The organism is Lelliottia sp., assembly GCF_045627565.1.
In the GTDB taxonomy this organism is placed as follows: domain Bacteria; phylum Pseudomonadota; class Gammaproteobacteria; order Enterobacterales; family Enterobacteriaceae; genus Enterobacter.
In genome coordinates this window covers 529,632-555,427 of the sequence record NZ_JAZQNX010000008.1, presented here as the reverse complement: position 1 = coordinate 555,427, position 25,796 = coordinate 529,632, and the positions used below count along the sequence as shown (strand labels likewise).

The window sequence follows — 25,796 nt, the reverse complement described above, 5'->3', positions numbered from 1 at the left end:
TTTGGTGATAATGATGACCTTGCGTTTGACTCGCTGGATGACCTTTTTTGCGCTGGCGGCGGCGCTGGCGATTGCCCTTCCCGCTCGCGCCAACACCTGGCCTTTGCCGCCTGCCGGCAGCCGTTTGGTTGGTGAGAATAAATTTCACGTCGTGGAAAATGATGGTGGATCGCTTGAAGCCATTGCGAAAAAATATAACGTCGGCTTTCTGGCTTTGCTGCAGGCAAATCCAGGCGTTGATCCTTACGTTCCGCGCGCGGGCAGCGTGCTGACTATTCCGCTGCAAACGCTTTTGCCCGACGCGCCGCGTGAAGGGCTGGTGATCAACCTTGCGGAATTGCGTCTCTACTATTACCCGCCGGGGAAAAAAGAGGTGACGGTTTATCCGATCGGCATCGGTCAGTTAGGCGGCGATACCTTAACGCCAACGATGGTGACGACGGTGTCGGATAAACGCGCGAATCCAACCTGGACGCCGACGGCGAATATCCGTGCACGCTATAAAGCACAGGGAATTGATTTACCGGCGGTCGTTCCGGCTGGGCCAGACAACCCGATGGGCCATCATGCCATTCGTCTGGCGGCCTACGGCGGCGTCTATTTGCTGCACGGAACCAATGCTGATTTTGGGATTGGGATGCGCGTGAGCTCAGGCTGTATTCGCCTGCGCGATGGCGATATCGAAACTCTGTTCCGGGTGATTACGCCGGGGACGAAGGTCAATATTTTGAATACGCCGATTAAAGTGTCGGAAGAGCCGGGCGGAAAACGTCTGGTTGAAATCCACCAGCCGCTGTCAAAAAATATCGGTGACGATCCGCAAACGCTGCCGATTGTGTTGAACGCCGCTATGCAAACGTTCAAAGTCAGCGCCGATAGCGCGGTGATGGAAAGAGCGATGGAGATTCGCTCAGGAATGCCGGTGGATGTGACGCCACATCCCGGCATGACTCAGCAATCGCTTTAAAGAGCGGACAAAAAAAGGCCCCACAGTGATGCGGGGCCTTTTTTATTGCAGTGGCAAATATGAGGGTTTCACCAGGCTTATTTATAAATAACAGCGGTACCGTGCAGGGTATTCGGGCCAGTCACTGACGTGATGCGGAAAGATTTCGCACCCATTTCTTCTGCTTTTTGCGCCAGTTGGTCTTCCAGTGAACCCAGGTTGGTCCCTGCGTTAGCAGAAATAGTGCCCACTTTTTGCTGGTCAACTGGAGTCGATTGCACTTCAACGGCCGCGAAGCTAGCGAAAGAGAGTGAGCTTAAGAAAGCAGCAGCGATCAGGGTTTTTACGTTTTTCATAATGAGTAGCCTTTAGCAGATGATTAGGAGGTCGTAAGTTAATTACTTAACGATCGATAGGTAAATGATAGATGTGATCTACATCACACGTCAACAGTATTTTATAATGATCGTTAAATTAATTTAAAATCTCATATTAATCATATTCATATGATTAATTTATTTTTATCAAATCAGTGCTGGTCGCCACTGCCTATTATTTTTATAATGGTCATTCAATAAACCAACCGAGGTACAACGGCTATGACAACCGACATCACGAGTTGTGCTAAAAAAAGCCGTGGCCGACCGAAGGTGTTCGACAGGGATGCGGCGCTTGATAAGGCCATGACACTTTTCTGGCAGCACGGCTATGAAGCCACGTCTTTATCCGATCTGGTCGAAGCCACTGGCGCGAAAGCCCCTACGCTGTACGCAGAATTTACGAATAAAGAAGGTCTGTTCCGTGCGGTGCTGGAGCGCTATATCACCCGTTTTGCGGCCAAACATGAGGCACAGCTTTTCTGCGAAGAAAAGACGGTTGAACAGGCTTTAGAGGATTATTTCGCAACGGTGGCCGCATGCTTCACCAGCAAAGATACGCCAGCGGGTTGTTTTATGATAAACACTTCCGCCACGCTCGCGGCCTCGTCGAAAGAGATCGCCAATACCGTGAAGTCACGCCATGCCATGCAAGAAGAGACGCTGGGTGCGTTTTTACGCCAACGTCAGGCGCGGGGCGAGATCCCCGCGCATTGCGATACGACAGAATTAACTCAGTTCCTGAGCTGTATTCTGCAGGGAATGTCGATCAGCGCACGTGAAGGCGCGGACATTGAAAAGCTGCAAAAAATCACTCACACCACGTTGCGGCTCTGGCCTGAGCTGCTCAAAAGCTGAATATATCGTCAGAAACCAGATTTGGCCTGTTGAACAATAGGTCAAATCTATCTCCAAAAACGCCTCGTTTGCTACGCTTAAAGAGTGATTATTGTGCGGCTAATGATTAGCGGCCATTAAATGGAGAGTCGTTCACGTCATGAAGACGCTAATAACCGTAGCTTTACCCTTTCCCGGCCGATGCGGCGGCACATTATTTTTGTCGATGACAAAGGCGCTTTCTGACTGTACACATGCGGAAGGAAAATAAAGATGATTTTGCTATTACCATTATTCAAAGTGCTAATAGTAATTACATTGTTATTTGGTCTGTGGATTGTATGCGGTGGATCAGTGCTGTTTGCATTTATCTCAGTGCTGATTACAGGATTTTTGCTTCTGCGCCAGCATCATGAATTTGACCTTTAACAACTGTTTTTACAGCAAAAAAAGGCTCCTCAGCCTGAGCGCGTGAGGAGCCAAATTCAAAGAACTGCTTTTTTCACACCTTGTTATTCAAAACCAGCTGGCCATTGCCATCCAGTGGAATTTGGGTGCCGGGATCTTTATCCATTCGGATTTTGCCCTGCTGATCGCCAATCTTATAGGTCACATCGTAACCCAGCATTTTTTCTGACTTATCGTAGACAGTTTTACAACGCTGCTGCGTGGTGGTGTAGGTATCTCCGTCCTGCATCGCGCCCTGGACTTGATTCCCTGCATAACCGCCGCCTAATGCTCCGACGACCGTGGCAACATCTTTCCCGCGTCCCCCGCCAAACTGATGACCAATCACGCCACCGGCAACAGCTCCCAGAACTGAACCTGCGATGCGGTTTTCATCCTGTACAGGACGACGGTGGGTAACGGCAACGTTGCGGCACTCCTGACGAGGCGTTTTTACGGATTCTTTAATCGGTGTTGCTGAAACAACTTGTGCGTACTGCGGGCCACGCTCAAACACGTTAAGACTGGCAACCGCCGCCACGCCGAGCGCAGCAGCCACGCCAATCCCTATACCCGCCAACATTGATTTATTCACGGGACTTCCTCCTTTGTTGCTGTTAGTAACAATTTTGCAATCAAAGAAAGACGTCGCCAATCAGAATAAGGATTAAAAACAGAGGGGTTGAGCGACCAGGAATACGTTTCGGATAACTCCTGGGCTCTCACGGGGATATGACAGGACGATATGCTAAAAACCCCCTCCGGTGGGACCGAAGGGGGTGAGATTAGTGCAGTTTAAGACGGGGGCGAATCACGCGGTTAATGCTGCCCACCAGCATCATCAAGCCGGTTTTGAAATAACCATGCAGCGCGACCTGATGCATGCGGTATAGCGAGATATACACGAAACGCGCAATACGTCCTTCAACCATCATGGAGCCGCGCATCAGGTTACCCATCAGGCTGCCCACGGTTGAGAAGTTCGACAGGGAAACCAGCGAGCCATGGTCTTTGTAGACGTATGACTTCATGGCTTTGCCCTTCGTCTGCGCCAGGATGTTATGCAGCGCCAGGCTTGCCATCTGGTGAGCCGCCTGCGCACGCGGCGGTACAAATCCACCTTCAGTGCGGGCACAAGAGGCGCAGTCACCAATCGCAAAGATATTCGGATCGCGCGTGGTTTGCAGCGTCGGTTCAACGACGAGCTGATTGATGCGGTTCGTTTCCAGGCCACCAATTTCTTTCATAAAGTCAGGCGCTTTGATACCCGCAGCCCAAACCATCAGATCCGCTTGAATATATTCACCATCTTTGGTGTGCAGACCGCCAGCATCGGCACTGGTGACCATGGTTTGCGTCAGAACACGCACGCCCATTTTGGTCAACTCGCTGTGTGCAGCGCCTGAAATACGCGGTGGCAATGCAGGCAGAATACGTTCGCCAGCTTCGACCAGCGTGACGTTCAGCGCATCATTGGTCAATCCTTTGTAACCATAGCTGTGCAGCTGTTTCACCGCATTGTGCAGTTCAGCAGACAGTTCAACGCCCGTCGCCCCGCCGCCCACAATGGCGATATTGACTTTGCCATTCGCGCCAAGGTTATTGGAGTATTTCAGGAACAGATTGAGCATTTCCTGGTGGAAACGGCGCGCCTGATGCGGGTTGTCCAGGAAGATGCAGTGATCTTTCACACCCGGCGTATTGAAGTCATTAGAGGTACTGCCCAGCGCCATCACCAGCGTGTCATAAGGCAGTTTGCGCTCAGGCACCAGCAGTTCACCTTTCTCGTCGCGTAACTCCGCCAGCGTGATGGTTTTGCTCTCACGGTTGATGTCCATCACCGAGCCCAACTGGAACTGGAAATCATGATTACGCGCGTGCGCCAGATAGCTCAGGGCATCCACACCTTCATCCAGTGAACCGGTTGCCACTTCGTGCAGCAGCGGTTTCCACAGGTGGCTGTGGTTACGATCGACCAGCGTAATTTTGGCTTTTTTACCACGACCCAGTTTTTTACCGAGTTGTGTTGCCAGCTCCAGCCCACCTGCGCCGCCGCCTACAATCACTATCTTTTTCAATGGCGTAGTCAATGTGACCCCCTCAAATTATTAACCAATTGTTAATTAAAAGTTATAAAAATAACCCTTATTTAACAACAGGTTACAGCAATTAAACCATTCGTCGGTATTGAGAATAACACGCAAGGCGCATTGGTCATACCAAAATTGATATGAATCAAGTTTTGCCGGTTTAAATTTGAACAATTGTAGCAAAGACAAAGCCCGGCAAGCTTGCGCCGCCGGGCCAGAGAACCGTCAGAAAGGGTTAACCCAGAGTCTTGAAGGCTTTGATGCGCTGTAGATGCGGGGAGATGTTTTTGAATTTGTGGGTCTGCTCTTCATCCCACACAATTTCATAATAATGGTGTAAAAACTCCGCCGCGCGATGGCTGTTTAACGCCTCATCCTGTCGGGAGAGGATCGCAAGGCAGCGATCGCGGTTTTTCTCGCGGAAATTACTGACGCATTTTGTGGCGATATCCGCATACTCTTCAGGGCGGTCGATTTTACCTTCCATGTTCTCTTCAGGGAACAGATTCGGGTTGAAGACGACCTGGCGAATATCGCAGAGAAAACCGATGCGTTCTGCCCAATAGCCGCCGAGACCGACGCCACAAATCAGCGGGCGTTCGTCGACGTTGAGCTGTAGCATCTTGTCCACTTCTTTGAGCAAATGCTGCATGTCATGTTTCGGATGGCGCGTACTGTAGCTAATCAGCCGCACGTCCGGATCGATAAACTGCAGTTGCAGCACTTTCTCATGGTTACCAGGACTGTTCGAGTCAAAACCGTGCAAATAAATGATCATCGTTTCCTCGCCACACTACGTCTTCCGGGATGGTTATTGGCCCGCTTTGTGTGCCTGCCAGCGCTCATTGAGTGCTTCGAGCTGTGCGTTTACCGCTTTCCAGCGAGCGCTGCTCATCAGCTCCTGACGGCTAAATGAACCTTTATGATACAATTGTGTAACACGTTCAGCATTGATCGGCGACAGGTTATCTAACACGCTCACCGCACCTTTACGATTATTGCAGACGAGGATCATATCGCAACCTGCATCCAGCGACGCTTGTCCGCGCTCCGCGTAGCTACCCATGATCGCCGCCCCTTCCATCGACAAATCGTCAGAGAAGATCACGCCATTGAAACCCAGCTCTTTGCGCAGCACCGTTTGCAGCCAGTGCGATGAACCGCTGGCCGGGCGCGGATCGACATCACTGTAAATCACATGCGCTGGCATGATGGCATCAAGTTTGTTATCGGTAATCAGGGAGCGGAACACCGACATATCTTTGGCGCGAATCTCCGCTTCCGGACGCGGATCGCGCGGGGTCTCTTTGTGCGAATCCGCGGTGACCGCACCGTGCCCCGGGAAATGCTTACCGGTGGTTTTCATCCCGGCATCATGCATGCCGTCAATAAAGCGCGTCGCCATCGCCAGAGCAATATTCGGATCTTCATGATATGAACGCTCGCCAATCGCGGCGCTGATATGACCCACATCCAGCACCGGCGCAAAGCTGATGTCGATGTCCATGGCGATCATTTCGCTCGCCATTAACCAGCCCGCGTCTTGTGCCAGATTACCTCCCTGTTCTGTTCCCATCAACGCAGCGAATGATTGCGCGGCAGGCAAGCGGGTAAATCCGTCACGAAAACGCTGCACGCGACCGCCTTCCTGATCTACCGCCACCACAAGGTGATTGCGCGATGCCGCGCGGATTTGGCGGACCAGCTCGCGCAACTGCTCGGGATCGTGATAGTTGCGGGTAAACAGAATCAGGCCACCCACCAGCGGATGCGCCAGAATCTCGCGCTCTTCCGCATCCAGTTCATACCCTTCGACATCCAACATTACTGGACCCACACGAACCTCTCTTATCCTTTAGTTTGTAACTGTCGCCAGGCATCATCTGCCAGCGCAATAAATGGTTTGTCGCCCGACTGGCTAAAGCGAAGTTCGTACCAGCCCGCCATTAGCATCAGTACCCAGGGCCGCCAGCGTTTCACCTGCTGCTCCAGCGCAGAGACGTGCATATTCGCTGTTTGCGCATAGGCTCGAATCAGCGCCAGCCGGGCATCTACCGTGGGAGCCCAGACCGCTGCCAGCTCCAGCGCCACATCACCGTCACCGGCATACTCCCAGTCAATCAGCCTTTCGCCCGTTCGGGTATGCACGATATTTCCTGCGTGAACATCCATATGCAATGGCGCCAACCGCAACGGCTGCGGTTCGCCGCACTTACGCAATTTCTTTAGCGTTGCCAGCCAGAACGGCGAATGCCTGCCAGGCGCCGCCTGCTGCCAGTAATAATCGAGCAGCGGCAAAAGCGATATACGCCAGCCCAGACGCGGTTGACGATGCAGATGATACAGCATGCCCGCGAGCGTTGGCGCATCGGGAAGCGCTGATTTAATGTCACCCGCAAGATACTCAACGGCCATCCAGCCATGCTTGAAGAAGCATGGCTCCGGCACGACATCCGAGGGAAGCCGCTTCAGGGCACGATATTGACGACGAAATTGAAAAGCGGGTGCTGCCACATCATGATGCTGCCGCAAAACCAGACGGTTTTCGCCCGCCTCAATAATGCAGCTCGCGCCGCTAAACCCGGCGTGGGTTTGCGGCGCGATAAGGCGATACGGCGGGAAATAGCGCGAAATGAGGTCTTCGCGCGTGACGTTATTGTTGCGAAACGGCACCTTTACCTGACCAGATAATCTCACCTGTTTGAACCAGCATCAGCTGCATTTGCAGCGCTGGCGTATTCACGTTGCCGGTTGCGTTGGAATATAGAACATATTGTGCCCCAACGTTGCGTGCGATACCCATCGCTTTGCTGCGCGAGCCCAGGCTGTCCTGTGGTGAAAGGCCCAGTTGCTGCTTCGCGACGGCCAGCTGCTGCGCGGACACCAGCGTAAATTTGCCGTTATTCGCCAGCGCATTGCGCAAGGTTTCGGTCGCTTCGCCCGCGTTGAACGTGCCGTTGGTACGGTTATTCACGCTGTCCACCAGCAAGACGCTGCCTGCCGTTACACCCTGCGCCTGCAACATTTTGCCGACCATCGGCTGCATAGCGCCATTCCAGTCATAATGACGTACGCGTGGCGCAGGCTGCGAGGTTTGATCAGGATGTTCGATCGGGCCGGGCTGCGCAGGCACTGTCGGTACGGACGGCACGGTAGGCACCGGCTGCGTCGGTTGCGCGGGCTGCTCAGTGCCCGGTTTGGCTTCATCGACCGGCGCGGGCTGCTGTTCTGTGCGGGTGATACAGCCCGACAGGAAGAGTGCAAAAGCGGTAACGAGCGCGTAACGGCTCAAATTTTTAATCAAGGTTTACCCCTTACAAATAAAGATACAGTCTGACCTTATGCGCACCCAGATAGTTAGCGCTGCCATAAAGTGTAACAGAGGAATTTGCCGGAATAACGGCTGTGCGCGGCGCTTCCAGCGGATGCATCTCCAGCCCTCTCACGTCATACCAGAAAAACCGGTAGTGGATGGTGACAGGCTCACGTCTTTCGTTATAGAGCGTGGAGGACGCCGACGGCTGGATTTCACTGAGCGTGAGCGACGGAGATTCTGCGGTGATTCCCGCAGCCAGTACCGACGACTCCATCACCAGCGTCTGTTCATCGCTGACCGGGATCGCGGGACGCGAGCTACAGCCCGCCAACACAATAGCCATTGCCAGAACAGCAATACGCCCTCTTTGCATGTCAAAGACCTTTATGCGCCAGCATCGATCCGAGCGGACGACCGCCCAGCAGATGCATGTGAATATGATAAACTTCCTGCCCGCCATGACGATTACAGTTCATGATCAGACGGTAACCGTCTTCGGCAATGCCTTCCTGCTCAGCAATTTTCGCTGCTACCGTCAGCATACGGCCTAACGCCACTTCGTGCTCGGTTTTCACGTCGTTGACGGTCGGAATCAGAATATTGGGAATAATAAGGATGTGTGTCGGTGCCTGTGGCGAAATGTCGCGGAAAGCCGTGACCAGTTCATCCTGATACACGATATCGGCCGGAATCTCGCGGCGGATAATTTTACTGAAAATGGTTTCTTCAGCCATGACGTTTTCCTTGTGTGTTAAGTCTGGTGTGGCAACCCCGGCAAGAGTCTTATGGCGACCTGTTGCTCTGTGGCACAACACAAGAGTATGAGCGACTTTCTCCTGTCCTTTCAACCTTATCCCTCGATTTCTTTCCTGAGTGCGAATTTACTGCTCGCCGAGTGACCTTTCCTGCCTTTCAGCAGGACTGAAACATAATTTCAAGTGAACTAGTTACATCTGTTTACATGGTGAATTCTAATGCGTATATTTCGCATTTGCATTTTCATGCGCATTTTTAACATAGAAATGACCTCCGACCGTTATCGGGACTGGGGCAGTAAATTCACACTTCACTCAGAAAGGGTTTGATGATGTCTTTCATTAATCACTCCAGGGATGGGCAACGTCAGCCTGTCGCAACACCTACGTTGCTGGCAGCCTGCATTGCTATGGCATTGATGCCTACCGCCAGTTTCGCCGCACCAAACACTGAAGATACGGTCATTGTGGACGGCGCTCAGTCTGGCTCCGCAAATGACGAGCAGGATTACAGCGTAAAAACGACCACCGTTGGCACCAAAATGCAGATGGTGCAGCGCGATATTCCTCAGTCTGTCACCATCGTTAGCGAACAGCGTATGGAAGATCAGCAGTTACAAACGCTGGGTGATGTGATGGATAGCACCATGGGCATCAGCAAAAGCACCGCTGACTCCGACCGTAGCAGCTATTACTCGCGTGGTTTCCAGATTGATAACTACATGGTTGATGGCATTCCCACCTATTTTGAATCGCGCTGGAACCTGGGCGACGCCCTTTCTGATACTGCGCTCTTTGAACGCGTCGAAGTGGTGCGCGGTGCGAATGGGTTGATGACCGGAACCGGAAACCCTTCTGCGGCGATCAACATGGTGCGTAAACATGCCACCAGCCGTGAGTTCAAAGGCAACGTTTCTGCAGAATACGGTAGCTGGAATAAACAGCGCTATGTCATGGATATGCAAAGCCCGTTGACCGACGATGGCAATGTTCGCGCGCGTATCGTGGCCGGTTACCAGGACAACGACTCCTGGCTTGACCGATATAATCAAAAGAAAACCTTCTTCTCTGGAATTGTTGACGCTGATTTAGGCGAGACTACGTCATTGTCCGCAGGGTATGAATATCAACGTATCGACGTCAACAACCAGACCTGGGGCGGCTTGCCGCGCTGGAATACCGATGGCAGCGTCAGACATTACGATCGCGCGCACAGCACTGCACCGGACTGGGCTTACAACGATAAAGAGTTCAACAAATTCTTTGCGACGGTTAAGCAGCGCTTTGCAGACAACTGGCAAGCCACGCTGAATGCGACCCATACCGAAGCGAAGTTCGACAGCAAAGCCATGTACCTCGACGCCTACGTGGATAAAACTACCGGTATGCTGGCGGGTCCCTATGTCAATTACGGCCCTGACTATGCTTACGTCGGCGGTACAGGCTGGAACAGCGGCAAGCGTAAAGTTGACGCTGTGGATCTGTTCGCAGATGGCGGTTACGAGCTGTTAGGCCGTCAGCACACCGTGATGTTCGGCGGCAGCTACAGCCGTCAGACCAACCGTTACACCAACTCATGGGCGAACGTTTTCCCTGATGAGCTGGGGAGTTTCTATGATTACGACGGTAATTTCCCGGAGACAAACTGGGGATCACAGAATCTCGCCCAGGATGATAAAACGTACATGAAGTCGCTGTATGCCGCGACCCGTATCTCTCTGGCAGACCCGCTGCACTTGATCCTGGGCGCTCGCTACACCAACTGGCGTGTCGATACCATGACGTACGGCATGGAGAAAAATCACACCACGCCTTACGCCGGTCTGGTCTTCGACATTGACGATAACTGGTCGACTTACGCGAGCTACACCTCTATCTTCCAGCCACAAAATTACCGCGACAGCTCGGGCACATATCTCGCGCCTATCACGGGTAATAACTATGAAGTCGGTTTGAAATCTGACTGGATGAACAGCCGTCTGACCACCACCCTGTCCGTGTTTCGCATTGAACAAGATAACGTGGCGCAAAGCACTGGCCGCATGATTCAGGGTTCAACCGATACGGCTTATGAAGGCGTTGATGGGACCGTCAGTAAAGGTGTGGAATTTGAAATCAACGGAGCCCTGACCGATAACTGGCAGATGACCTTTGGTGCAACGCGTTACGTCGCAGAAGATAGCGATGGCAACGCTGTTAACCCGAATCTGCCGCGCACGACGGTTAAACTTTTCACCCGCTACCGTCTGCCAGCACTGCCTGCATTGACCGTTGGCGGTGGAGTCAACTGGCAGAACAGTGTGTACAGCGATGTTGCAACCCCTTATGGCACATGGCGTGCAGAACAAGGCAGCTACGCGCTGGTGGATTTGTTTACACGCTACCAGGTCACGAAAAACCTGTCCGTTCAGGGTAATTTGAATAACCTGTTCGATAAAACCTACGATACCAACGTCGAAGGTGCGCTTGTGTATGGCGAACCACGCAACGTTAGCGTAACAGCCAGCTATCAGTTCTGATCTGTCGAATGAATGCAAAGGGAGCCAAAGGGCTCCCTTTTTATTTCGGGCAATAAAAAAGGCAGCCATTCGGCTGCCTTAGTCTCCCCAAATCACCACTTAGTTGCTGCGGATGTACTCATCCATTTCGGTTTTCAGGTTATCGGATTTAGTTCCGAAAATTGCCTGAACACCAGAACCTGCAACAACTACGCCCGCTGCGCCCAATTTCTTGAGGCCAGGCTGGTCGACTTTAGCGATATCAGCAACACTGACACGCAGACGAGTGATACACGCGTCCAGGTTAGTGATGTTTTCTTTACCGCCAAATGCCGCAACGAGTGCTGGAGCCATTTCGCCGGTCGCAGTCGCTTTCACGTCATCAGACGCATCTTCACGACCTGGAGTTTTCAGGTCCAGTGCTTTGATCAGCACACGGAAGATGGTGTAGTACGCCACCGCGTAGCACGCACCCACGATAGGGAACAGCCACAGCTTGCTGCTGTTACCAGACAGTACGATGAAGTCGATCAGACCGTGCGAGAACGAGGTACCGTCACGCATACCCAACAGGATACAGATTGGGAACGCCAGGCCAGCCAGAACCGCGTGGATAAAGTACAGGATCGGCGCAACGAACATGAAGGAGAACTCGATCGGCTCGGTGATACCGGTCAGGAACGAGGTCAACGCTGCGGAAATCATGATACCGCCCACTTTTGCACGGTTCTCTGGTTTAGCAGAGTGCCAGATAGCAATCGCAGCAGCCGGCAGACCGTACATTTTAAACAGGAAGCCGCCAGACAGTTTGCCTGCAGTTGGGTCACCTGCCATGTAACGTGGAATATCGCCATGGAACACCTGACCTGCAGCGTTGGTGTATTCACCAATCTGCATCTGGAAAGGAACGTTCCAGATGTGGTGCAGACCAAACGGCACCAGGCAGCGCTCAACGAAACCGTAGATACCGAACGCGACAACCGGGTTCTGGTATGCAGCCCACTGAGAGAAGGTCTGGATCGCGGAACCAATCGGTGGCCAGATGAAGGACAGGATCACACCGGTGAAAATCGCTGCCAGACCAGAAATGATTGGTACGAAACGCTTGCCCGCGAAGAAGCCCAGATATTCTGGCAGCTTGATGCGATAGAAGCGGTTGAACATATAGGCTGCAATGGCACCCGAGATGATACCGCCGAGAACACCGGTATCAGCCAGGTGTTTCGCTGCGATTTCTTCAGCAGGTAAATGCAGTACCAGCGGCGCAACCACAGCCATGGTTTTCACCATAATGCCGTAAGCCACAACGGAGGCCAGAGCGGATACACCGTCGTTATTGGTGAAGCCCAGAGCGACACCGATCGCGAAGATCAGCGGCATGTTAGCAAAAACAGAACCGCCTGCTTCGGCCATCACGTGAGAGACTACGGCTGGCAGCCAGCTGAAGTTTGCAGAACCGACGCCCAGCAGGATACCTGCGATAGGCAGTACGGATACTGGCAGCATCAGCGATTTACCGACCTTTTGCAGGTTAGCAAATGCATTCTTAAACATATTGAGAGTGCTCCTGAGTATTTGTGCTTTTTTTTACGCTTTCACGCATGGACACGGGGGGAGAACCGCACCGTGGACAGGACATCTAAGCGCCCTTTATTTATTACACAGGGTAAAATAAATCCCTGCGACTTTGTTTGACGGCTATCACGTTTCAGCTTATGACGATCGAAAAACTTGCAGTTATTTACAAAAAGCATGTCCAGATATGTCAAAAAACACTGTCACCGCCCCAAATAAGGCGGTGAACTTTACTCGCTTTGTTTATTAATTACGAGCCTAAAAAAAACAGGTGTTTCAACGAGATTGCAGGCGGGCGGAGTCGATGTGGAACAGGCTGGCAAAGTTGTCCGTGGTGGTGCTAGCCAGCTCTTCAAGGCTGACCCCCTTCAGTACGGCCATATACTCAGCCACATCTCTCGTCATGGCTGGCTGATTTTCTTTACCGCGATGCGGCACCGGTGCCAGGTATGGAGAGTCTGTTTCCACCAGAATACGGTCGAGAGGCACATAACGCGCAGCATCACGAAGAAGCTCTGCGTTACGGAACGTCACGATCCCCGAAAACGAGATATAAAAACCTAAATCAAGCAGCTTACCCGCCGTTTCTCTGTCTTCTGTGAAACAGTGTAGTACGCCACCGCAATCCGTCACTTTTTCTTCCTGAAGGATGGCCAGTGTGTCTGCCCGCGCATCGCGGGTATGCACGATAACCGGTTTGTTCAGCTCGCGTCCGATGCGGATGTGATGGCGAAACGACTCTTGCTGACGCGGTTTAGTTTCGGGCGTGTAAAAATAATCCAGCCCGGTTTCACCCATCGCCACCACGCCCTCTTCAGCGGCCATTCGACGCAAGTCTTCTACGTCGTACTCTTCATCCTGATTCAACGGATGCACGCCGCAGGAGAAAACAACATTATCGCGCTCGCCGACCAGATCGCGCATAGAGCGGTATCCTGGTAACGTGGTGGCGACCGCCAGACAAAATTTCACATCGCGAGCGGCGGCTTTTTCCAGCACGTCATCCACGTTTTTATGCAGCGATTGATAATCCAGGCCATCAAGATGGCAGTGTGAGTCGACTAAAAACATAATGTCTCTCTCAGAGATGGGAAGCAGGCAGCAGCGCGCCGGGTTGTAAGTAACGTTCGATACGCAGTAACAGATCGGTGAGCATCAGTTCACGATTGAGCCCAGTGACCGTCAACAGCTGTTCGCGACACGCGCAAATGTCATGAAGAATGGCGCGCAATTTCGCACCAGGATGTTGATTCGCCAGCGTGTTCACCAGCGGCCAGACATCGGCGTTGTTCAGAAGTGAGGCGCTTTGCTGGAGTTTTAGCGCGTCCAGAAGCAAGGATGCCAGCCAGTGCAATCGAGCCGTGGCCTGATCGTGATTAAGGGTACTGGCGAGACTGAGCCAGTCACGTGTGTCCAGCGCATGGCTGAAGGCTTTACAGAGTTGCTCACGCTGGGCCCAGCTCTCTTTTTGCAGCAGCTCTAACGCCGCGGCGGGTGCGCCACTGCTCAATCTTAGTGCCGTTAATGCGGCATCTTGTGACACCGTCACTTCTCGTTCAAGCCAGGTCAATGCCCATGATTCTGAGGGGGCGGCAAGGTGATGCAGGCGGCAACGACTGCGAAGCGTTGCCAGCAATCGACCGGGTTCGCGGCATGACATAAAGAACCAGGTTTTTTCGGGCGGCTCTTCCAGCGTTTTTAACAACGCGTTTGCGGCCGCCTCGGTCAGCAAAGCCGCATCTTTGAGCCAGACGACTTTCGCACCGCTCAGCCTGGCGTGCTCGTAAAGTTTCTCGCTGACTTCACGCACGGCATCAATACCCAGCGAACTCTTACCCTTTTCAGGTTCCAGGGTGTAGTAATCTGGATGCGTGCCTGCCTGCATCAACTGGCAGCCACGGCACTTTCCACAGCTTTTATGCCCTTCTGGCTTCTGACACATTAAAAAACGCGTCAGCGCATAAATGAGGGCGTCGTCACCCATACCCGGTAACGCCTGAATCAGTAGCGCATGATGCCCCCGACCGGCCTGATAGCTGCTTATCAGCTGATCAAAGTGCGGACGCAACCATGGATACCATTTCATGCCTGTTGCTCCTGTAACCATGCGGTGATGGTTTCACGAATAGAGCGCGTGACCCCCTCAAGAGACTGCGTGGCATCAATCGTACGAATCGAGTCATCCTGAGCTGCCAATTCTAAATAGCGCGCACGGGTGCGATTAAAGAAGTCCAAAGACTCCTGTTCGATACGATCCAGCTCACCGCGAGCACGGGCGCGCTTCAGACCCACTTCAGGGGTCACATCCAGATAAAGCGTCAGGTTTGGGCGGAAATCACCCAGCACGGCGTTACGCAGTGTCGCCAGCATCTGTTGATCAATGCCCCGTCCACCGCCCTGATAAGCCTGCGTGGATAAATCATGACGATCCCCGATCACCCACTGGCCTTCCGCCAGTGCGGGTTTAATCACCGTTTCAACCAGCTGTACGCGCGCAGCGTAAAACATCAGCACTTCGGCTTTCACATCGATCACTTCGTCGCCAACGGATTTGATGTCCAGCACCAGACTTCTGAGCTTCTCGGCCAGTTGAGTACCACCCGGTTCACGGGTGAAAACCATCTGCTCGATGCCGAGTTCTTTTAGTGTGTCCACCACCACATTACGTGCGGTGGTTTTCCCGGCGCCTTCCAGCCCCTCAATGACGATGTAATTACTGCGCATTTTTTTCCTTAAGTGCTTTCAGATAGTCCTGAACCGAGCGATTGTGACTCACCAGGTTGGTGTTAAAGGTGTGCCCACCTTTTCCATCGGCCACAAAGTAGAGATACGGTGTTTTTGCCGGGTGCGCCGCTGCATCAAGAGATGCCTGGCTCGGCGTGGCAATCGGTCCAGGCGGTAAGCCGCTAATCACGTAAGTATTATACGCGGTTGGCGTCTCCAGATCCTTACGCGAGATCTTGCCCTTATAGTCTTCGCCCATACCATAAATCACCGTCGGGTCGGTTTGCAGACGCATGCCGATGCGCAGACGATTGATAAACACCGACGCAACCTGATCGCGTTCACGCGCGACAGCGGTCTCTTTTTCAACGATTGACGCCATGGTCACAAACTGATTTTTGTCCTGATAAGGCAACCCTTCCGCTCGCCCTTCCCAGGCTTTATCAACGGCCGTCACCATTTTGACGTGCGCACGTTTCAGAATAGCCACATCGGTTGTTCCAGCGGTATACATCCAGGTGTCGGGCCAGAACCAGCCTTCAACCCATTCCGGATGTTCCAGTTTGAGGACGTCTGCAACCGTTGCGTAGCTGTCATCTTTCAGCGTATGGCTGATATAGGGCGCGTCGCGGAGCTGTTTCAGGTAGTCACTTAGACGCATACCCTCGACGAATCGCAGCGGGAATTGCGCCTCTTTTCCACTCTCCAGCAGTTCCAGCATGTCCCTTACCGTCATACCCGGCGTGAAGCGATAGGTCCCGGCCTTGAAGTGAGACAGCTCCGGCTCAATACGCAGCAGCCACTGGAATACGCGCGGGCGGTTAATCACTTTGTCGCTGTAAAGTTGTTCACCCAGCGCCAAACGCCCGGTTCCCGCTTTCAACGTGAAAACCGTCTCTTCTTTAATCAGGAGTTTGCTGTCCGCCATCTGACGAACCTTCCACATCCCTACCCCGCCTGCGATACCCAGCACAACGATAAGCAGGAGGACAAAGCGCAACATTTTTTTCATGACGATTTCACTTGCTCACACAGTGGGGCTAAGAATGAGTACAACTCACGCGACGACCAGCAGCGTTCACCGTAAACACGGACGGGTACGACCGGCATCAAGGCATTGCAAATGACCACCTCGTCGGCGACCAAAAGTGCTTCTACGCCTGCGTTAATTTCGACAACGCGAAAGCCAGCATGTGCCAGCTGCTGCATACAATACTGCCGCATGATGCCATTGACGCCGGCCTGATCGACCTTCGGCGTCAGCACCTCATTCCCTTGGCGCCAGAGTAAATTGGCCGCACAGCATTCCGTAATGACCCCTTCACTGTCAAGAACCAGAGCTTCATCTGCCGCTGACTGTTCAAGATGAGTACGGATTAAGACCTGTTCAAGCCGATTGAGATGCTTGATTCCCGCCAGCATGGGATTACGACCGAGTCGCACAGGACTCAATGCTAAGGTGATGCCTTCCCGGCGCCAGGCGTCATAATGTGCGGGATAATCAAAAACTGAGAGAATACGCGTCGGCTGATGACAGCAGGCCCCGCTGTATCCACGTCCCCCGCTGCCGCGGCTAATGATCACTTTCAGAACACCCTGCTCATTTCCGAGGGCCATTTCACGCATTTCGTGCTGGAGTTCGGCCCACTGTTCGAAAGGGATCAGCAGTTTTTCGCATGCGCTCTGCAAACGCTGGAGATGCGCGGCAAGAAAACAAACCTCACCGCTGACAATGCGCGCTGTCGTAAAACAGCCATCGCCAAACTGGATCGCCCTGTCGTTTGCGGGAAGATAATCCTGCTTGTGGCCATTAATGAAGAACATGGTCGCTCCTTTTGCATGACTAAATAGTTTGGCAGGACGAATAATGCAGAACAAGGGGAAAAAACGGAATAAAAAAGGCCCGACAAGCGGACCTTTTCATTTAACGCAATCGGGAAGCGGGCTTCAGATCTTTTTAAAGATCAGAGAGCCATTCGTGCCGCCGAATCCGAAGGAGTTACACAGCGTATACTCCAGGCCAGTAACCTGACGTGCTTCGTGCGGTACGAAATCCAGGTCGCAACCTTCATCTGGATTATCCAGGTTAATGGTTGGCGGAACAGCCTGATCGCGCAATGCCAGGATGGAGTAGATTGACTCTACCGCACCCGCAGCGCCCAACAGGTGACCGGTCATGGATTTGGTTGAGCTCACCATAATACGGCTTGCTGCCTCACCAAAGACTGATTTAACTGCCTGCGTTTCGGCTTTATCGCCAGCAGGTGTCGAGGTGCCGTGAGCGTTCACATAGCCAATCTGGCCCGGTTCGATACCGGCATCGCGAATAGCATTAACCATCGCCAGGGCAGCACCAGCACCATCTTCCGGTGGTGAGGTCATGTGATAAGCATCACTGCTCATGCCGAAGCCAATGATCTCAGCATAAATTTTCGCGCCGCGCTTTTTCGCGTGTTCATACTCTTCGAGTACGATCATGCCAGCACCGTCACCCAGAACAAAACCATCACGGTCTTTGTCCCATGGACGACTTGCCGCCTGAGGATTATCGTTACGGGTAGACAGCGCACGCGCTGCACCGAAACCACCCACCCCCAGCGGGGTACTCGCTTTCTCAGCGCCACCCGCAACCATTGCGTCGGCATCACCGTAAGCAATGATACGCGCAGCCTGACCGATGTTATGCACACCAGAAGTACAGGCAGTTGCGATAGAAATGCTTGGGCCACGCAGGCCAAACATGATGGTCAGGTGACCAGCCACCATGTTAACAATCGTGGACGGAACGAAGAATGGACTGATCTTACGTGGGCCACCATTGACCAAAGAGGTATGGTTTTCCTCGATCAGGCCAAGACCGCCAATCCCGGAGCCAATAGCGGCACCAATACGGGTAGCGTTCTCTTCCGTTATTTCAAGGCCAGAATCCTGCATGGCCTGAACGCCAGCGACAATTCCATATTGAATGAAGGCATCCATCTTGCGCTGTTCTTTGCGCGAGATAAATTCTTCACAGTTAAAATCCTTTACTAAGCCAGCAAATTTCGTTGCGTAGGCGCTAGTATCGAAATGGTCGATTAGGCTGATGCCGCTCTGACCGGCAAGGAGAGCTTTCCAGGTGGACTCTACGGTATTGCCGACAGGAGACAACATGCCAAGTCCGGTCACAACTACACGACGCTTAGACACGTATGTCCTCCAGGGAGGGATAAAAAAAGAGATTGGTGGGAATGAAAAAGATAAAACTCAGGCGGTCGAATGACCGCCTGGAGATGTTCACTTACGCCTGGTGACCGTTGATATAATCAATGGCAGCCTGAACGGTGGTGATTTTCTCAGCTTCTTCGTCCGGAATCTCAGTATCAAACTCTTCTTCCAGAGCCATTACCAGCTCAACGGTGTCAAGAGAATCTGCGCCCAGGTCTTCAACAAAGGAAGCGGAGTTCACAACTTCTTCCTGCTTAACGCCCAGCTGCTCGCCGATAATTTTCTTAACGCGTTCTTCGATAGTGCTCATACTCTTAAATTTCCTATCAAAACTCGCTTTCGCGATGGTTTTCGTAGTGTATAAAATGTTGAAAAATTTGCAACTAAATCCCGGCAGGTCTTACCACGATTTTACGTTATTTTGCGGCCTTTCACCCTAATAACGCAAATTTTTTTCTACACTTCTTCATTCAGGTCGCCTCTTTGTTGGTAGCGCCCTCTGATCCCGGTTACATAGTAATCTATGCACTTGGTCCTATCGGCCTTGCCGCCTTGATCCAACCTGAACGATTTTGTGTAGCTCGTGGTTAAACCATGTACATCCCGCCGTTGACGTGGAGGGTTTCACCAGTGATGTAACCCGCTTCGTCAGAGGCTAAAAATGCCACCGCACTGGCGATTTCATTTGGGGAGCCTAAACGCCCCGCAGGAACTGCCGCCAGCGTACCCGCACGCTGATCATCAGTCAGCGCACGCGTCATGTCCGTTTCAATAAAGCCCGGAGCAACAACGTTAACAGTAATGCCGCGAGACGCAATTTCGCGCGCCAACGACTTACTGAAACCAATAAGACCCGCTTTCGCCGCAGCGTAGTTGGCCTGACCAGCATTTCCCATGGTACCGACCACAGAACCAATAGTGATAATGCGACCATAACGCTTTTTCATCATAGCGCGCATTACCGCTTTTGACAGACGGAATACTGATGACAGGTTGGTTTCGATAATATCGTCCCACTCATCATCTTTCATTCGCATCAGGAGGTTGTCACGAGTGATACCGGCATTATTTACCAGAATATCAACTTCGCCAAACTCTGCGCGAATATTTCCCAGAACAGATTCGATAGATGCAGGATCGGTCACATTCAGTACCAGACCTTTACCATTTGCACCTAAGTATTCGCTGATGGCTTGGGCGCCATTTTCACTGGTGGCTGTACCAATGACTTTCGCGCCACGCGCGACAAGTGTTTCAGCGATGGCACGTCCGATACCGCGGCTTGCGCCCGTTACCAGCGCGATTTTTCCTTCAAAACTCATGGTGTTCCTCTTTTATTGCGAGAGTGCCGCTGACAGCGCGTCCGGCTCGTTAATAGCCGATGCAGTCATTGTATCAACAATACGTTTTGTCAGACCGGTCAGGACTTTGCCTGGACCAGCTTCAAAGAGATGCTCAACGCCCTGTGAGGCCATAAACTCAACAGTTTTGGTCCACTGCACTGGGCTATAAAGCTGGCGAACAAGCGCATCGCGAATCGCTTCGGGTGCCGTTTCGCATTTCACATCTACATTGTTCACGACAGGTACAGTAGGTGCGTTAAACGTCATTTTTTCGAGTTCTGCCGCCAGCTTAACAGCAGCAGGTTTCATCAACGCGCAATGAGACGGAACGCTGACAGGCAGTGGCAACGCACGCTTCGCACCCGCAGCTTTACAGGCGGCGCCGGCGCGCTCAACAGCTTCTTTATTCCCGGCGATAACAACCTGGCCCGGCGAGTTAAAGTTCACCGGTGAAACAACCTGACCTTCTGCTGATTCTTCACACGCTTTAGCAATAGAAGCATCATCCAGACCGATAATCGCTGACATTGCGCCTGTGCCTTCCGGCACCGCTTCCTGCATGAATTTGCCACGCATTTCGACCAGACGTACGGCATCAGCAAACGCAATGACACCTGCACAAACCAGCGCGGAGTATTCGCCCAGGCTATGACCCGCTAACAGCGCTGGGGTTTTACCGCCCTGCTGCTGCCATACACGCCATAACGCCACTGACGCGGTCAGTAACGCAGGCTGTGTTTGCCAGGTCTTATTCAGCTCTTCTGCTGGCCCTTGCTGAGTCAACGCCCAAAGATCATAACCCAGAGCATCAGAAGCTTCACGGAAAGTCTTTTCGATAACAGGGTTGTTTGCCGCTAAATCAGACAACATCCCAACCGACTGAGAACCTTGGCCCGGGAACACAAAAGCAAATTGCGTCATTTTTAATCCTTAATTAGAAACGAACCAGCGCTGAGCCCCAGGTGAAACCACCACCAAAAGCTTCAAGCAAGACCAGTTGGCCTCGTTTAATTCGTCCATCACGTACCGCTTCGTCAAATGCGCAAGGTACGGACGCCGCAGAGGTATTGCCGTGGCGATCGAGCGTCACAACAACATTATCCATCGACATGCCCAGCTTCTTCGCCGTGGCACTGATAATACGCAGGTTAGCCTGATGCGGAACCAGCCAGTCGAGCGAGGAACGTTCAAGATTATTCGCCGCCAGCGTTTCATCAACAATGTGAGCCAGTTCAGTCACGGCAACCTTAAACACTTCATTTCCTGCCATCGTCAGGAAGATCGAATTGTCCGGGTTAACACGATCCGCGTTTGGTAGCGTCAACAGCTCACCATAGCTTCCGTCAGCATGTAAATGCGTCGAGACAATGCCCTGCTCTTCTGACTGACCCAGCAGGACCGCGCCCGCGCCATCGCCAAAAATAATAATCGTGCCGCGATCTTCTGGGTTGCAGGTCCGCGCCAGCACATCTGCGCCAATCACTAACGCATATTTTACTGCGCCCGATTTCACATATTGATCGGCAATACTGAGCGCATAAGTGAAGCCAGCACACGCGGCAGCCACGTCAAACGCAGGGCAGCCCTTGATGCCCATCATGCCCTGAATCTGGCACGCTGCGCTCGGGAAAGCGTGAGTCGAAGAGGTGGTCGCGACAACGATCAACCCGATCTCTTCTTTATCCACGCCGGCCATTTCCAGCGCACGAAGGCCAGCTTCATAGCCCATGGTGGAAACTGTTTCATCAGGCGCGGCGATACGACGTTCACGGATACCTGTACGTGTGACAATCCACTCGTCAGAGGTATCGACCATTTTTTCCAGATCGGCGTTAGTTCGCACTTGTTTGGGCAGAAAACTGCCGGTACCTAAAATCTTCGTATACATGTACGCTCAGTCACTTTTTGCTAATACAGATTCCAGGCGAGCGGCAATCCGCTGTGGGACTTGTCGCTGCACCGCCTGCACTGCCTGTTCAATGGCGACGGTAAACGCTCGCTGATTGGCCGCACCATGACTCTTAATCACCGTGCCGCGCAATCCTAACAGACAGGCGCCATTATACTGGTCGGGGTTGAGGTGACTGAATCGCCGCGTCAGGCTCTTTTGTAACCAACGCTTCAATAAAATCAGCCACCAGGCCGTTTTTTTCCCATCCCCCTGCGATTTAAGCAGGGAAAGGAACATTCTCACGACCCCTTCCATCGTTTTTAACGTCACGTTGCCGGTGAACCCATCACACACCAGAACATCGGTCTTACCCGTCAATAATTCATTAGCTTCAAGATAGCCAATATAGTTAATCGACGGCGCGGATTTTAGCAATTCTGCGGCTTCACGAATGCTATCCAGACCTTTTGTTTCTTCTTCACCGATGTTCAGCAACGCGACTCGGGGATTCGAAATCCCCACAACTTCTTCCGCTAATACCGACCCCATGATGGCAAACTGGGCCAGCATTGTACTATCACAATCGACGTTGGCACCCAGATCGAGCACCACCGTTTTGCCCTTTTGCTGGTGCGGCAATACCGTCACCAACGCCGGACGCTCAATCCCCTGAATGGGTTTGAGCATTAATTTCGCCAGCCCCATTAGCGCACCGGTGTTACCCGCGCTAACGCAGGCTTCTGCCCGCCCTTCTTTTACTAGCTCCAGCGCAATTCGCATTGACGTTCCGCGGCTGTTGCGGATCGCATGCGATGGCCGAGCATCACTGGCAATAACTGACTGCGCAGGAATAATCTGCAGACGTGAACGTTGTTCAAAGTCAGCTTTTGCAAGTAATGGCGTGATTGTGTCGGGATTACCGACTAAAAGAAGTGTGAGTTGCGAATTAGAGTTCAGTGCCTGCAATGCTGCAGGCACTGTCACGGAAGGCCCAAAATCTCCTCCCATGACATCTAACGCCAGGGTTAGACGTGTCAAGGTATCATCGCTGCCCGGTTTGGCGTTTCCCCAGTTTCCTGGGGAAATCCTCACTAAGCTTCATCACGCTTGCGCGTGATTACTTAGTGATAACCTTGCGGCCGCGGTAGAAACCGTCAGCAGTGATGTGGTGACGCAGGTGTTTCTCACCAGAAGTCTGGTCTACAGACAGGCTGGTAACTGCAGTCAGCGCGTCATGGGAACGACGCATGCCACGTTTGGAACGGGTTGGTTTATTCTGTTGTACGGCCATGGACCTTACTCCTTAATTACTTACGCTTTAAACTGGCTAATACGGCAAATGGGTTTGGTTTTTGCGCTTCATCAGGCAATTCACCAAAGACCATGTCCGCCTCGGACACTTCACAGTGTTCAGAATCATGCACCGGAACTACTGGCAAGGCGAGGATGATTTCATCTTCAACCAATGCAAGCAGATCGATTTCACCGAATTCGTTAACCTCAATCGGCTCATACGCTTCCGGGAGTGCTCCAGCCTGTTCGTCTGAACGAACCGGACTGAAACAATACGTTGTGTGAACATGACGTATAAACGGTTTCCCGCAACGCTGACATTCGAGCGTTACCGTTACCTTTGCATCACCGGTTAAAACGGCAAGGCGCTGGTTATCGATATCGAACGACATGGAGCATTCTACATCAGTATCCACACTGACCACAGATTCGGCGATACGCTCAGCCTGATCGGGGGTATAAATACCTTGGTAATCGAGGCGTTTTTGAGCCGTACGAACCGGATCAAGAGTCAGGGGTAATTTTACCTTTTGCATAGGGCGCGCATATTAACTTTGTAACGTCATAGAGTCAAAGAAAAAGGCAACCACAGCTGCCTTTTGCCAATTATTCGCACACATTGCGGCCTGTAGTTTAAAATGGCTGGCATCGATACGCTATATCTGGTGAAAAAAATATGCAGAATCTCGTACTTGCTTCCACTTCGCCTTACCGACGTGCGCTGCTTGAAAAGCTGGGTGTTCCCTTCGAGTGTGCGGCGCCCATTACTGACGAAACGCCACAACCTGCTGAATCGCCACGCCATTTGGTTTTGCGTCTGGCGCAGGAAAAAGCGCAAAGTCTCGCCAGGCGCTATCCCAATCATCTGATTATAGGTTCCGATCAGGTTTGCGTGTTGGACGGTGAAATTACCGGTAAACCCCACACCGAAGAGAACGCCCGCCTGCAATTAATGAAAGCACGCGGAACTATTGTCACCTTTTATACTGGCCTGGCGCTCTACAACTCTGCCACCGGTCATCTGCAGACAGAATGCGAACCTTTCGATGTGCATTTCCGCCATCTGAGCGAACAAGAAATCGAGGATTATGTCCGCAAAGAACGCCCGTTGAATTGCGCTGGGAGTTTCAAAAGTGAAGGTTTGGGAATTGCGCTATTTGAAAAACTGGATGGTCGCGACCCGAATGCGTTGGTTGGCTTACCGCTCATTGCGCTTTGCCAGATGCTGCGACGTGAGGATGCTAACCCGTTGATGGCGTGATAAGCAGGTGGCGCTGCGCTGTTGTTCGAAAAACAGCGCAGCGCCACCGGCATGATACTACCCGCGCAGAATCTTAAGACAGCGCTTGAGCTGATTGTCCAGCGGCGCTTCTACGCGCATCTCTTCACCCGTGCCTGGATGCGTGAATTTCAACGCGGCAGCATGAAGGAACAAACGCGATAATCCGGTGCCAGCCAGTTGTTTATCAAACTCACGATCGCCATAACGATCGTCAAACGCGATCGGATGACCGGCATGAAGAGTATGCACGCGAATCTGGTGTGTACGTCCCGTGACAGGACTGCAGCGTACCAGAGTACAAAATTCGTAACGCTCTTCGACTTTAAAACGTGTTTCCGAGGGCTTGCCTTCGCTGTTGACGCGAACGATACGCTCACCGCTCTGCAAAATATTTTTCAACAGCGGTGCTTGCACCACTTTCACATGGGACTGCCATTGGCCACGCACCAGCGCCAGATAATCTTTTTGCATCCCTTTCTCACGCAGTTGCTCATGCAACGAACGTAACGCGGAACGTTTTTTCGCCACCAGCAGCACGCCAGACGTATCGCGATCAAGGCGATGGACCAGTTCCAGGAAACGGGCTTCTGGCCGCAACGCACGCAAACCTTCAATAACGCCAAAGCTTAACCCGCTACCGCCGTGTACCGCTGTACCCGAAGGTTTGTTCAGCACCAGGATATGGTCGTCTTCATATAAAATGGCATTGGTCAGCGCCGCCACTTTATTGAGATGCGGCGATACCGCTTCTTCTTCGCGTTCAGCGACACGCACTGGCGGGATACGCACTTCATCACCGGCTTCCAGTTTGTATTCCGGCTTCACGCGTTTTTTGTTCACTCGCACCTCGCCTTTGCGCAGGATGCGATAAATCATACTCTTTGGCACACCTTTCAACTGGGTGCGTAAAAAGTTGTCGATTCGTTGCCCTGCTTCGTCATCAGCGATAGCAACCATTTTTACGGATGGAGTCTCTGTTTTCATGGTTGGCGATTCTAAATATCGTCAGGCATTAGCGCCACTCATTTTTATGTGCTTATATTTACTTTTAATCAGCCTGCTCTCTCTCGACGCAATCGATTTGGTGGTTATTAAACCAATCATCACTTTGAAGTGAAGAAACTGTGAGTAACCGGGTGATAATTGGTAAAAGTCATCTTGCTATAACTGGGTTAGCAATGGAATAATGAAGTCGTTTTCCGTGTTAAATCCGGG

At 52.3% G+C, this 25,796-nt stretch carries 28 protein-coding genes; 4 read left to right on the top strand and 24 right to left on the bottom strand.

Translation table 11 applies throughout. The features are described 5' to 3' along the window. Window positions 1–10 precede the first annotated feature (10 nt). Window positions 11–967 carry a L,D-transpeptidase family protein gene (locus ACKI5T_RS07455; RefSeq protein ID WP_407436720.1) on the top strand — a complete coding sequence of 319 codons (957 nt, stop codon included), beginning with the start codon at window positions 11–13 and terminating at the stop codon, window positions 965–967. A 77-nt stretch (window positions 968–1,044) separates the two neighbouring features. Here the strand turns inward: ACKI5T_RS07455 and bhsA are convergent, their stop codons facing one another. Then, the gene (gene bhsA, locus ACKI5T_RS07450) at window positions 1,045–1,302 is read right to left on the bottom strand and encodes a multiple stress resistance protein BhsA (protein WP_012017022.1); all 258 of its coding nucleotides are present in this window, start codon (window positions 1,300–1,302) and stop codon (window positions 1,045–1,047) included. A gap of 243 nt (window positions 1,303–1,545) precedes the next feature. Between bhsA and comR the strand changes: the two genes are divergently transcribed. Next, window positions 1,546–2,181, top strand: a complete 636-nt coding sequence (comR, locus tag ACKI5T_RS07445; protein ID WP_407436718.1) for a TetR family copper-responsive transcriptional repressor ComR — start codon at window positions 1,546–1,548, stop codon at window positions 2,179–2,181. Window positions 2,182–2,662: 481 nt separating this feature from the next. Here comR and ACKI5T_RS07440 read toward each other — a convergent pair whose 3' ends face one another. The 8 genes from ACKI5T_RS07440 to hinT all read right to left on the bottom strand — a co-directional run bounded on the left by ACKI5T_RS07440 (window position 2,663) and on the right by hinT (window position 8,747). Continuing rightward, on the bottom strand, window positions 2,663–3,202 hold the full coding sequence (locus tag ACKI5T_RS07440; RefSeq protein ID WP_041689373.1) for a glycine zipper 2TM domain-containing protein: 540 nt from the start codon (window positions 3,200–3,202) through the stop codon (window positions 2,663–2,665). Window positions 3,203–3,392: 190 nt separating this feature from the next. Next, window positions 3,393–4,697: an NAD(P)/FAD-dependent oxidoreductase gene (locus tag ACKI5T_RS07435; protein ID WP_407436716.1), complete on the bottom strand. Its 1,305-nt coding sequence runs from the start codon at window positions 4,695–4,697 to the stop codon at window positions 3,393–3,395. A gap of 235 nt (window positions 4,698–4,932) precedes the next feature. Beyond that, window positions 4,933–5,475, bottom strand: a complete 543-nt coding sequence (gene ycfP / locus ACKI5T_RS07430; RefSeq protein ID WP_012017018.1) for an alpha/beta hydrolase YcfP — start codon at window positions 5,473–5,475, stop codon at window positions 4,933–4,935. Between the two features lie 33 nt (window positions 5,476–5,508). Next, the gene (gene nagZ, locus ACKI5T_RS07425; RefSeq protein WP_407436714.1) at window positions 5,509–6,534 is read right to left on the bottom strand and encodes a beta-N-acetylhexosaminidase; all 1,026 of its coding nucleotides are present in this window, start codon (window positions 6,532–6,534) and stop codon (window positions 5,509–5,511) included. An 11-nt stretch (window positions 6,535–6,545) separates the two neighbouring features. Next, window positions 6,546–7,370, bottom strand: a complete 825-nt coding sequence (gene thiK, locus ACKI5T_RS07420; protein ID WP_407436712.1) for a thiamine kinase — start codon at window positions 7,368–7,370, stop codon at window positions 6,546–6,548. Continuing rightward, the gene (gene lpoB / locus ACKI5T_RS07415) at window positions 7,351–7,998 is read right to left on the bottom strand and encodes a penicillin-binding protein activator LpoB (RefSeq protein ID WP_407436795.1); all 648 of its coding nucleotides are present in this window, start codon (window positions 7,996–7,998) and stop codon (window positions 7,351–7,353) included. The genes thiK and lpoB overlap by 20 nt, the downstream gene beginning before the upstream one ends. A 13-nt stretch (window positions 7,999–8,011) precedes the next feature. Further along, window positions 8,012–8,386 carry a YcfL family protein gene (locus ACKI5T_RS07410; protein ID WP_407436710.1) on the bottom strand — a complete coding sequence of 125 codons (375 nt, stop codon included), beginning with the start codon at window positions 8,384–8,386 and terminating at the stop codon, window positions 8,012–8,014. Window position 8,387: 1 nt separating this feature from the next. Further along, complete coding sequence (gene hinT / locus ACKI5T_RS07405; protein ID WP_133630532.1) at window positions 8,388–8,747, bottom strand: purine nucleoside phosphoramidase; 360 nt, start codon at window positions 8,745–8,747, stop codon at window positions 8,388–8,390. 353 nt (window positions 8,748–9,100) lie between these two features. Here hinT and fhuE point away from each other — a divergent pair, with 353 nt between their 5' ends. Continuing rightward, window positions 9,101–11,287, top strand: coding sequence for a ferric-rhodotorulic acid/ferric-coprogen receptor FhuE (gene fhuE / locus ACKI5T_RS07400; protein WP_407436794.1), 2,187 nt, complete (start codon window positions 9,101–9,103; stop codon window positions 11,285–11,287). 99 nt (window positions 11,288–11,386) lie between these two features. Here fhuE and ptsG read toward each other — a convergent pair whose 3' ends face one another. From ptsG to yceD, 14 genes are all read right to left on the bottom strand, one after another. Beyond that, window positions 11,387–12,820 carry a PTS glucose transporter subunit IIBC gene (gene ptsG, locus ACKI5T_RS07395; RefSeq protein WP_407436708.1) on the bottom strand — a complete coding sequence of 478 codons (1,434 nt, stop codon included), beginning with the start codon at window positions 12,818–12,820 and terminating at the stop codon, window positions 11,387–11,389. Window positions 12,821–13,117: 297 nt separating this feature from the next. Beyond that, window positions 13,118–13,912: a metal-dependent hydrolase gene (locus tag ACKI5T_RS07390; protein ID WP_407436706.1), complete on the bottom strand. Its 795-nt coding sequence runs from the start codon at window positions 13,910–13,912 to the stop codon at window positions 13,118–13,120. A gap of 10 nt (window positions 13,913–13,922) precedes the next feature. Continuing rightward, the gene (gene holB, locus ACKI5T_RS07385) at window positions 13,923–14,927 is read right to left on the bottom strand and encodes a DNA polymerase III subunit delta' (RefSeq protein ID WP_407436704.1); all 1,005 of its coding nucleotides are present in this window, start codon (window positions 14,925–14,927) and stop codon (window positions 13,923–13,925) included. Beyond that, window positions 14,924–15,565 carry a dTMP kinase gene (tmk, locus tag ACKI5T_RS07380; protein ID WP_012017008.1) on the bottom strand — a complete coding sequence of 214 codons (642 nt, stop codon included), beginning with the start codon at window positions 15,563–15,565 and terminating at the stop codon, window positions 14,924–14,926. The genes holB and tmk overlap by 4 nt, the downstream gene beginning before the upstream one ends. After that, window positions 15,555–16,577, bottom strand: coding sequence for a cell division protein YceG (gene yceG / locus ACKI5T_RS07375; protein ID WP_407436702.1), 1,023 nt, complete (start codon window positions 16,575–16,577; stop codon window positions 15,555–15,557). The genes tmk and yceG overlap by 11 nt, the downstream gene beginning before the upstream one ends. After that, entirely contained in the window at window positions 16,574–17,389 is an 816-nt protein-coding gene (gene pabC, locus ACKI5T_RS07370; protein WP_407436700.1) for an aminodeoxychorismate lyase, read from the bottom strand. The genes yceG and pabC overlap by 4 nt, the downstream gene beginning before the upstream one ends. A 123-nt stretch (window positions 17,390–17,512) precedes the next feature. Further along, window positions 17,513–18,754 carry a beta-ketoacyl-ACP synthase II gene (gene fabF, locus ACKI5T_RS07365; protein WP_012017005.1) on the bottom strand — a complete coding sequence of 414 codons (1,242 nt, stop codon included), beginning with the start codon at window positions 18,752–18,754 and terminating at the stop codon, window positions 17,513–17,515. A 91-nt stretch (window positions 18,755–18,845) separates the two neighbouring features. Then, a complete protein-coding gene (gene acpP, locus ACKI5T_RS07360; RefSeq protein ID WP_003857954.1) occupies window positions 18,846–19,082 on the bottom strand; it encodes an acyl carrier protein in 237 nt (78 codons plus the stop codon). Window positions 19,083–19,359: 277 nt separating this feature from the next. Beyond that, entirely contained in the window at window positions 19,360–20,094 is a 735-nt protein-coding gene (gene fabG, locus ACKI5T_RS07355) for a 3-oxoacyl-ACP reductase FabG (RefSeq protein ID WP_012017004.1), read from the bottom strand. Between the two features lie 12 nt (window positions 20,095–20,106). Continuing rightward, the gene (gene fabD, locus ACKI5T_RS07350) at window positions 20,107–21,036 is read right to left on the bottom strand and encodes an ACP S-malonyltransferase (protein WP_407436697.1); all 930 of its coding nucleotides are present in this window, start codon (window positions 21,034–21,036) and stop codon (window positions 20,107–20,109) included. A gap of 13 nt (window positions 21,037–21,049) precedes the next feature. After that, window positions 21,050–22,003, bottom strand: coding sequence for a beta-ketoacyl-ACP synthase III (locus tag ACKI5T_RS07345; protein ID WP_407436695.1), 954 nt, complete (start codon window positions 22,001–22,003; stop codon window positions 21,050–21,052). Window positions 22,004–22,009: 6 nt separating this feature from the next. Next, window positions 22,010–23,044 (bottom strand): phosphate acyltransferase PlsX, encoded by a 1,035-nt coding sequence (gene plsX / locus ACKI5T_RS07340; protein ID WP_174342093.1) that lies wholly within the window; start codon window positions 23,042–23,044, stop codon window positions 22,010–22,012. A gap of 79 nt (window positions 23,045–23,123) precedes the next feature. Further along, window positions 23,124–23,297 carry a 50S ribosomal protein L32 gene (rpmF, locus tag ACKI5T_RS07335; protein ID WP_012017000.1) on the bottom strand — a complete coding sequence of 58 codons (174 nt, stop codon included), beginning with the start codon at window positions 23,295–23,297 and terminating at the stop codon, window positions 23,124–23,126. A 16-nt stretch (window positions 23,298–23,313) separates the two neighbouring features. Beyond that, the gene (yceD, locus tag ACKI5T_RS07330; protein WP_012016999.1) at window positions 23,314–23,835 is read right to left on the bottom strand and encodes a 23S rRNA accumulation protein YceD; all 522 of its coding nucleotides are present in this window, start codon (window positions 23,833–23,835) and stop codon (window positions 23,314–23,316) included. A 140-nt stretch (window positions 23,836–23,975) separates the two neighbouring features. Here yceD and ACKI5T_RS07325 point away from each other — a divergent pair, with 140 nt between their 5' ends. Continuing rightward, window positions 23,976–24,560, top strand: a complete 585-nt coding sequence (locus ACKI5T_RS07325) for a Maf family protein (RefSeq protein WP_407436692.1) — start codon at window positions 23,976–23,978, stop codon at window positions 24,558–24,560. A 57-nt stretch (window positions 24,561–24,617) separates the two neighbouring features. Here the strand turns inward: ACKI5T_RS07325 and rluC are convergent, their stop codons facing one another. After that, complete coding sequence (rluC, locus tag ACKI5T_RS07320; protein WP_012016997.1) at window positions 24,618–25,565, bottom strand: 23S rRNA pseudouridine(955/2504/2580) synthase RluC; 948 nt, start codon at window positions 25,563–25,565, stop codon at window positions 24,618–24,620. Window positions 25,566–25,796: the final 231 nt, after the last annotated feature.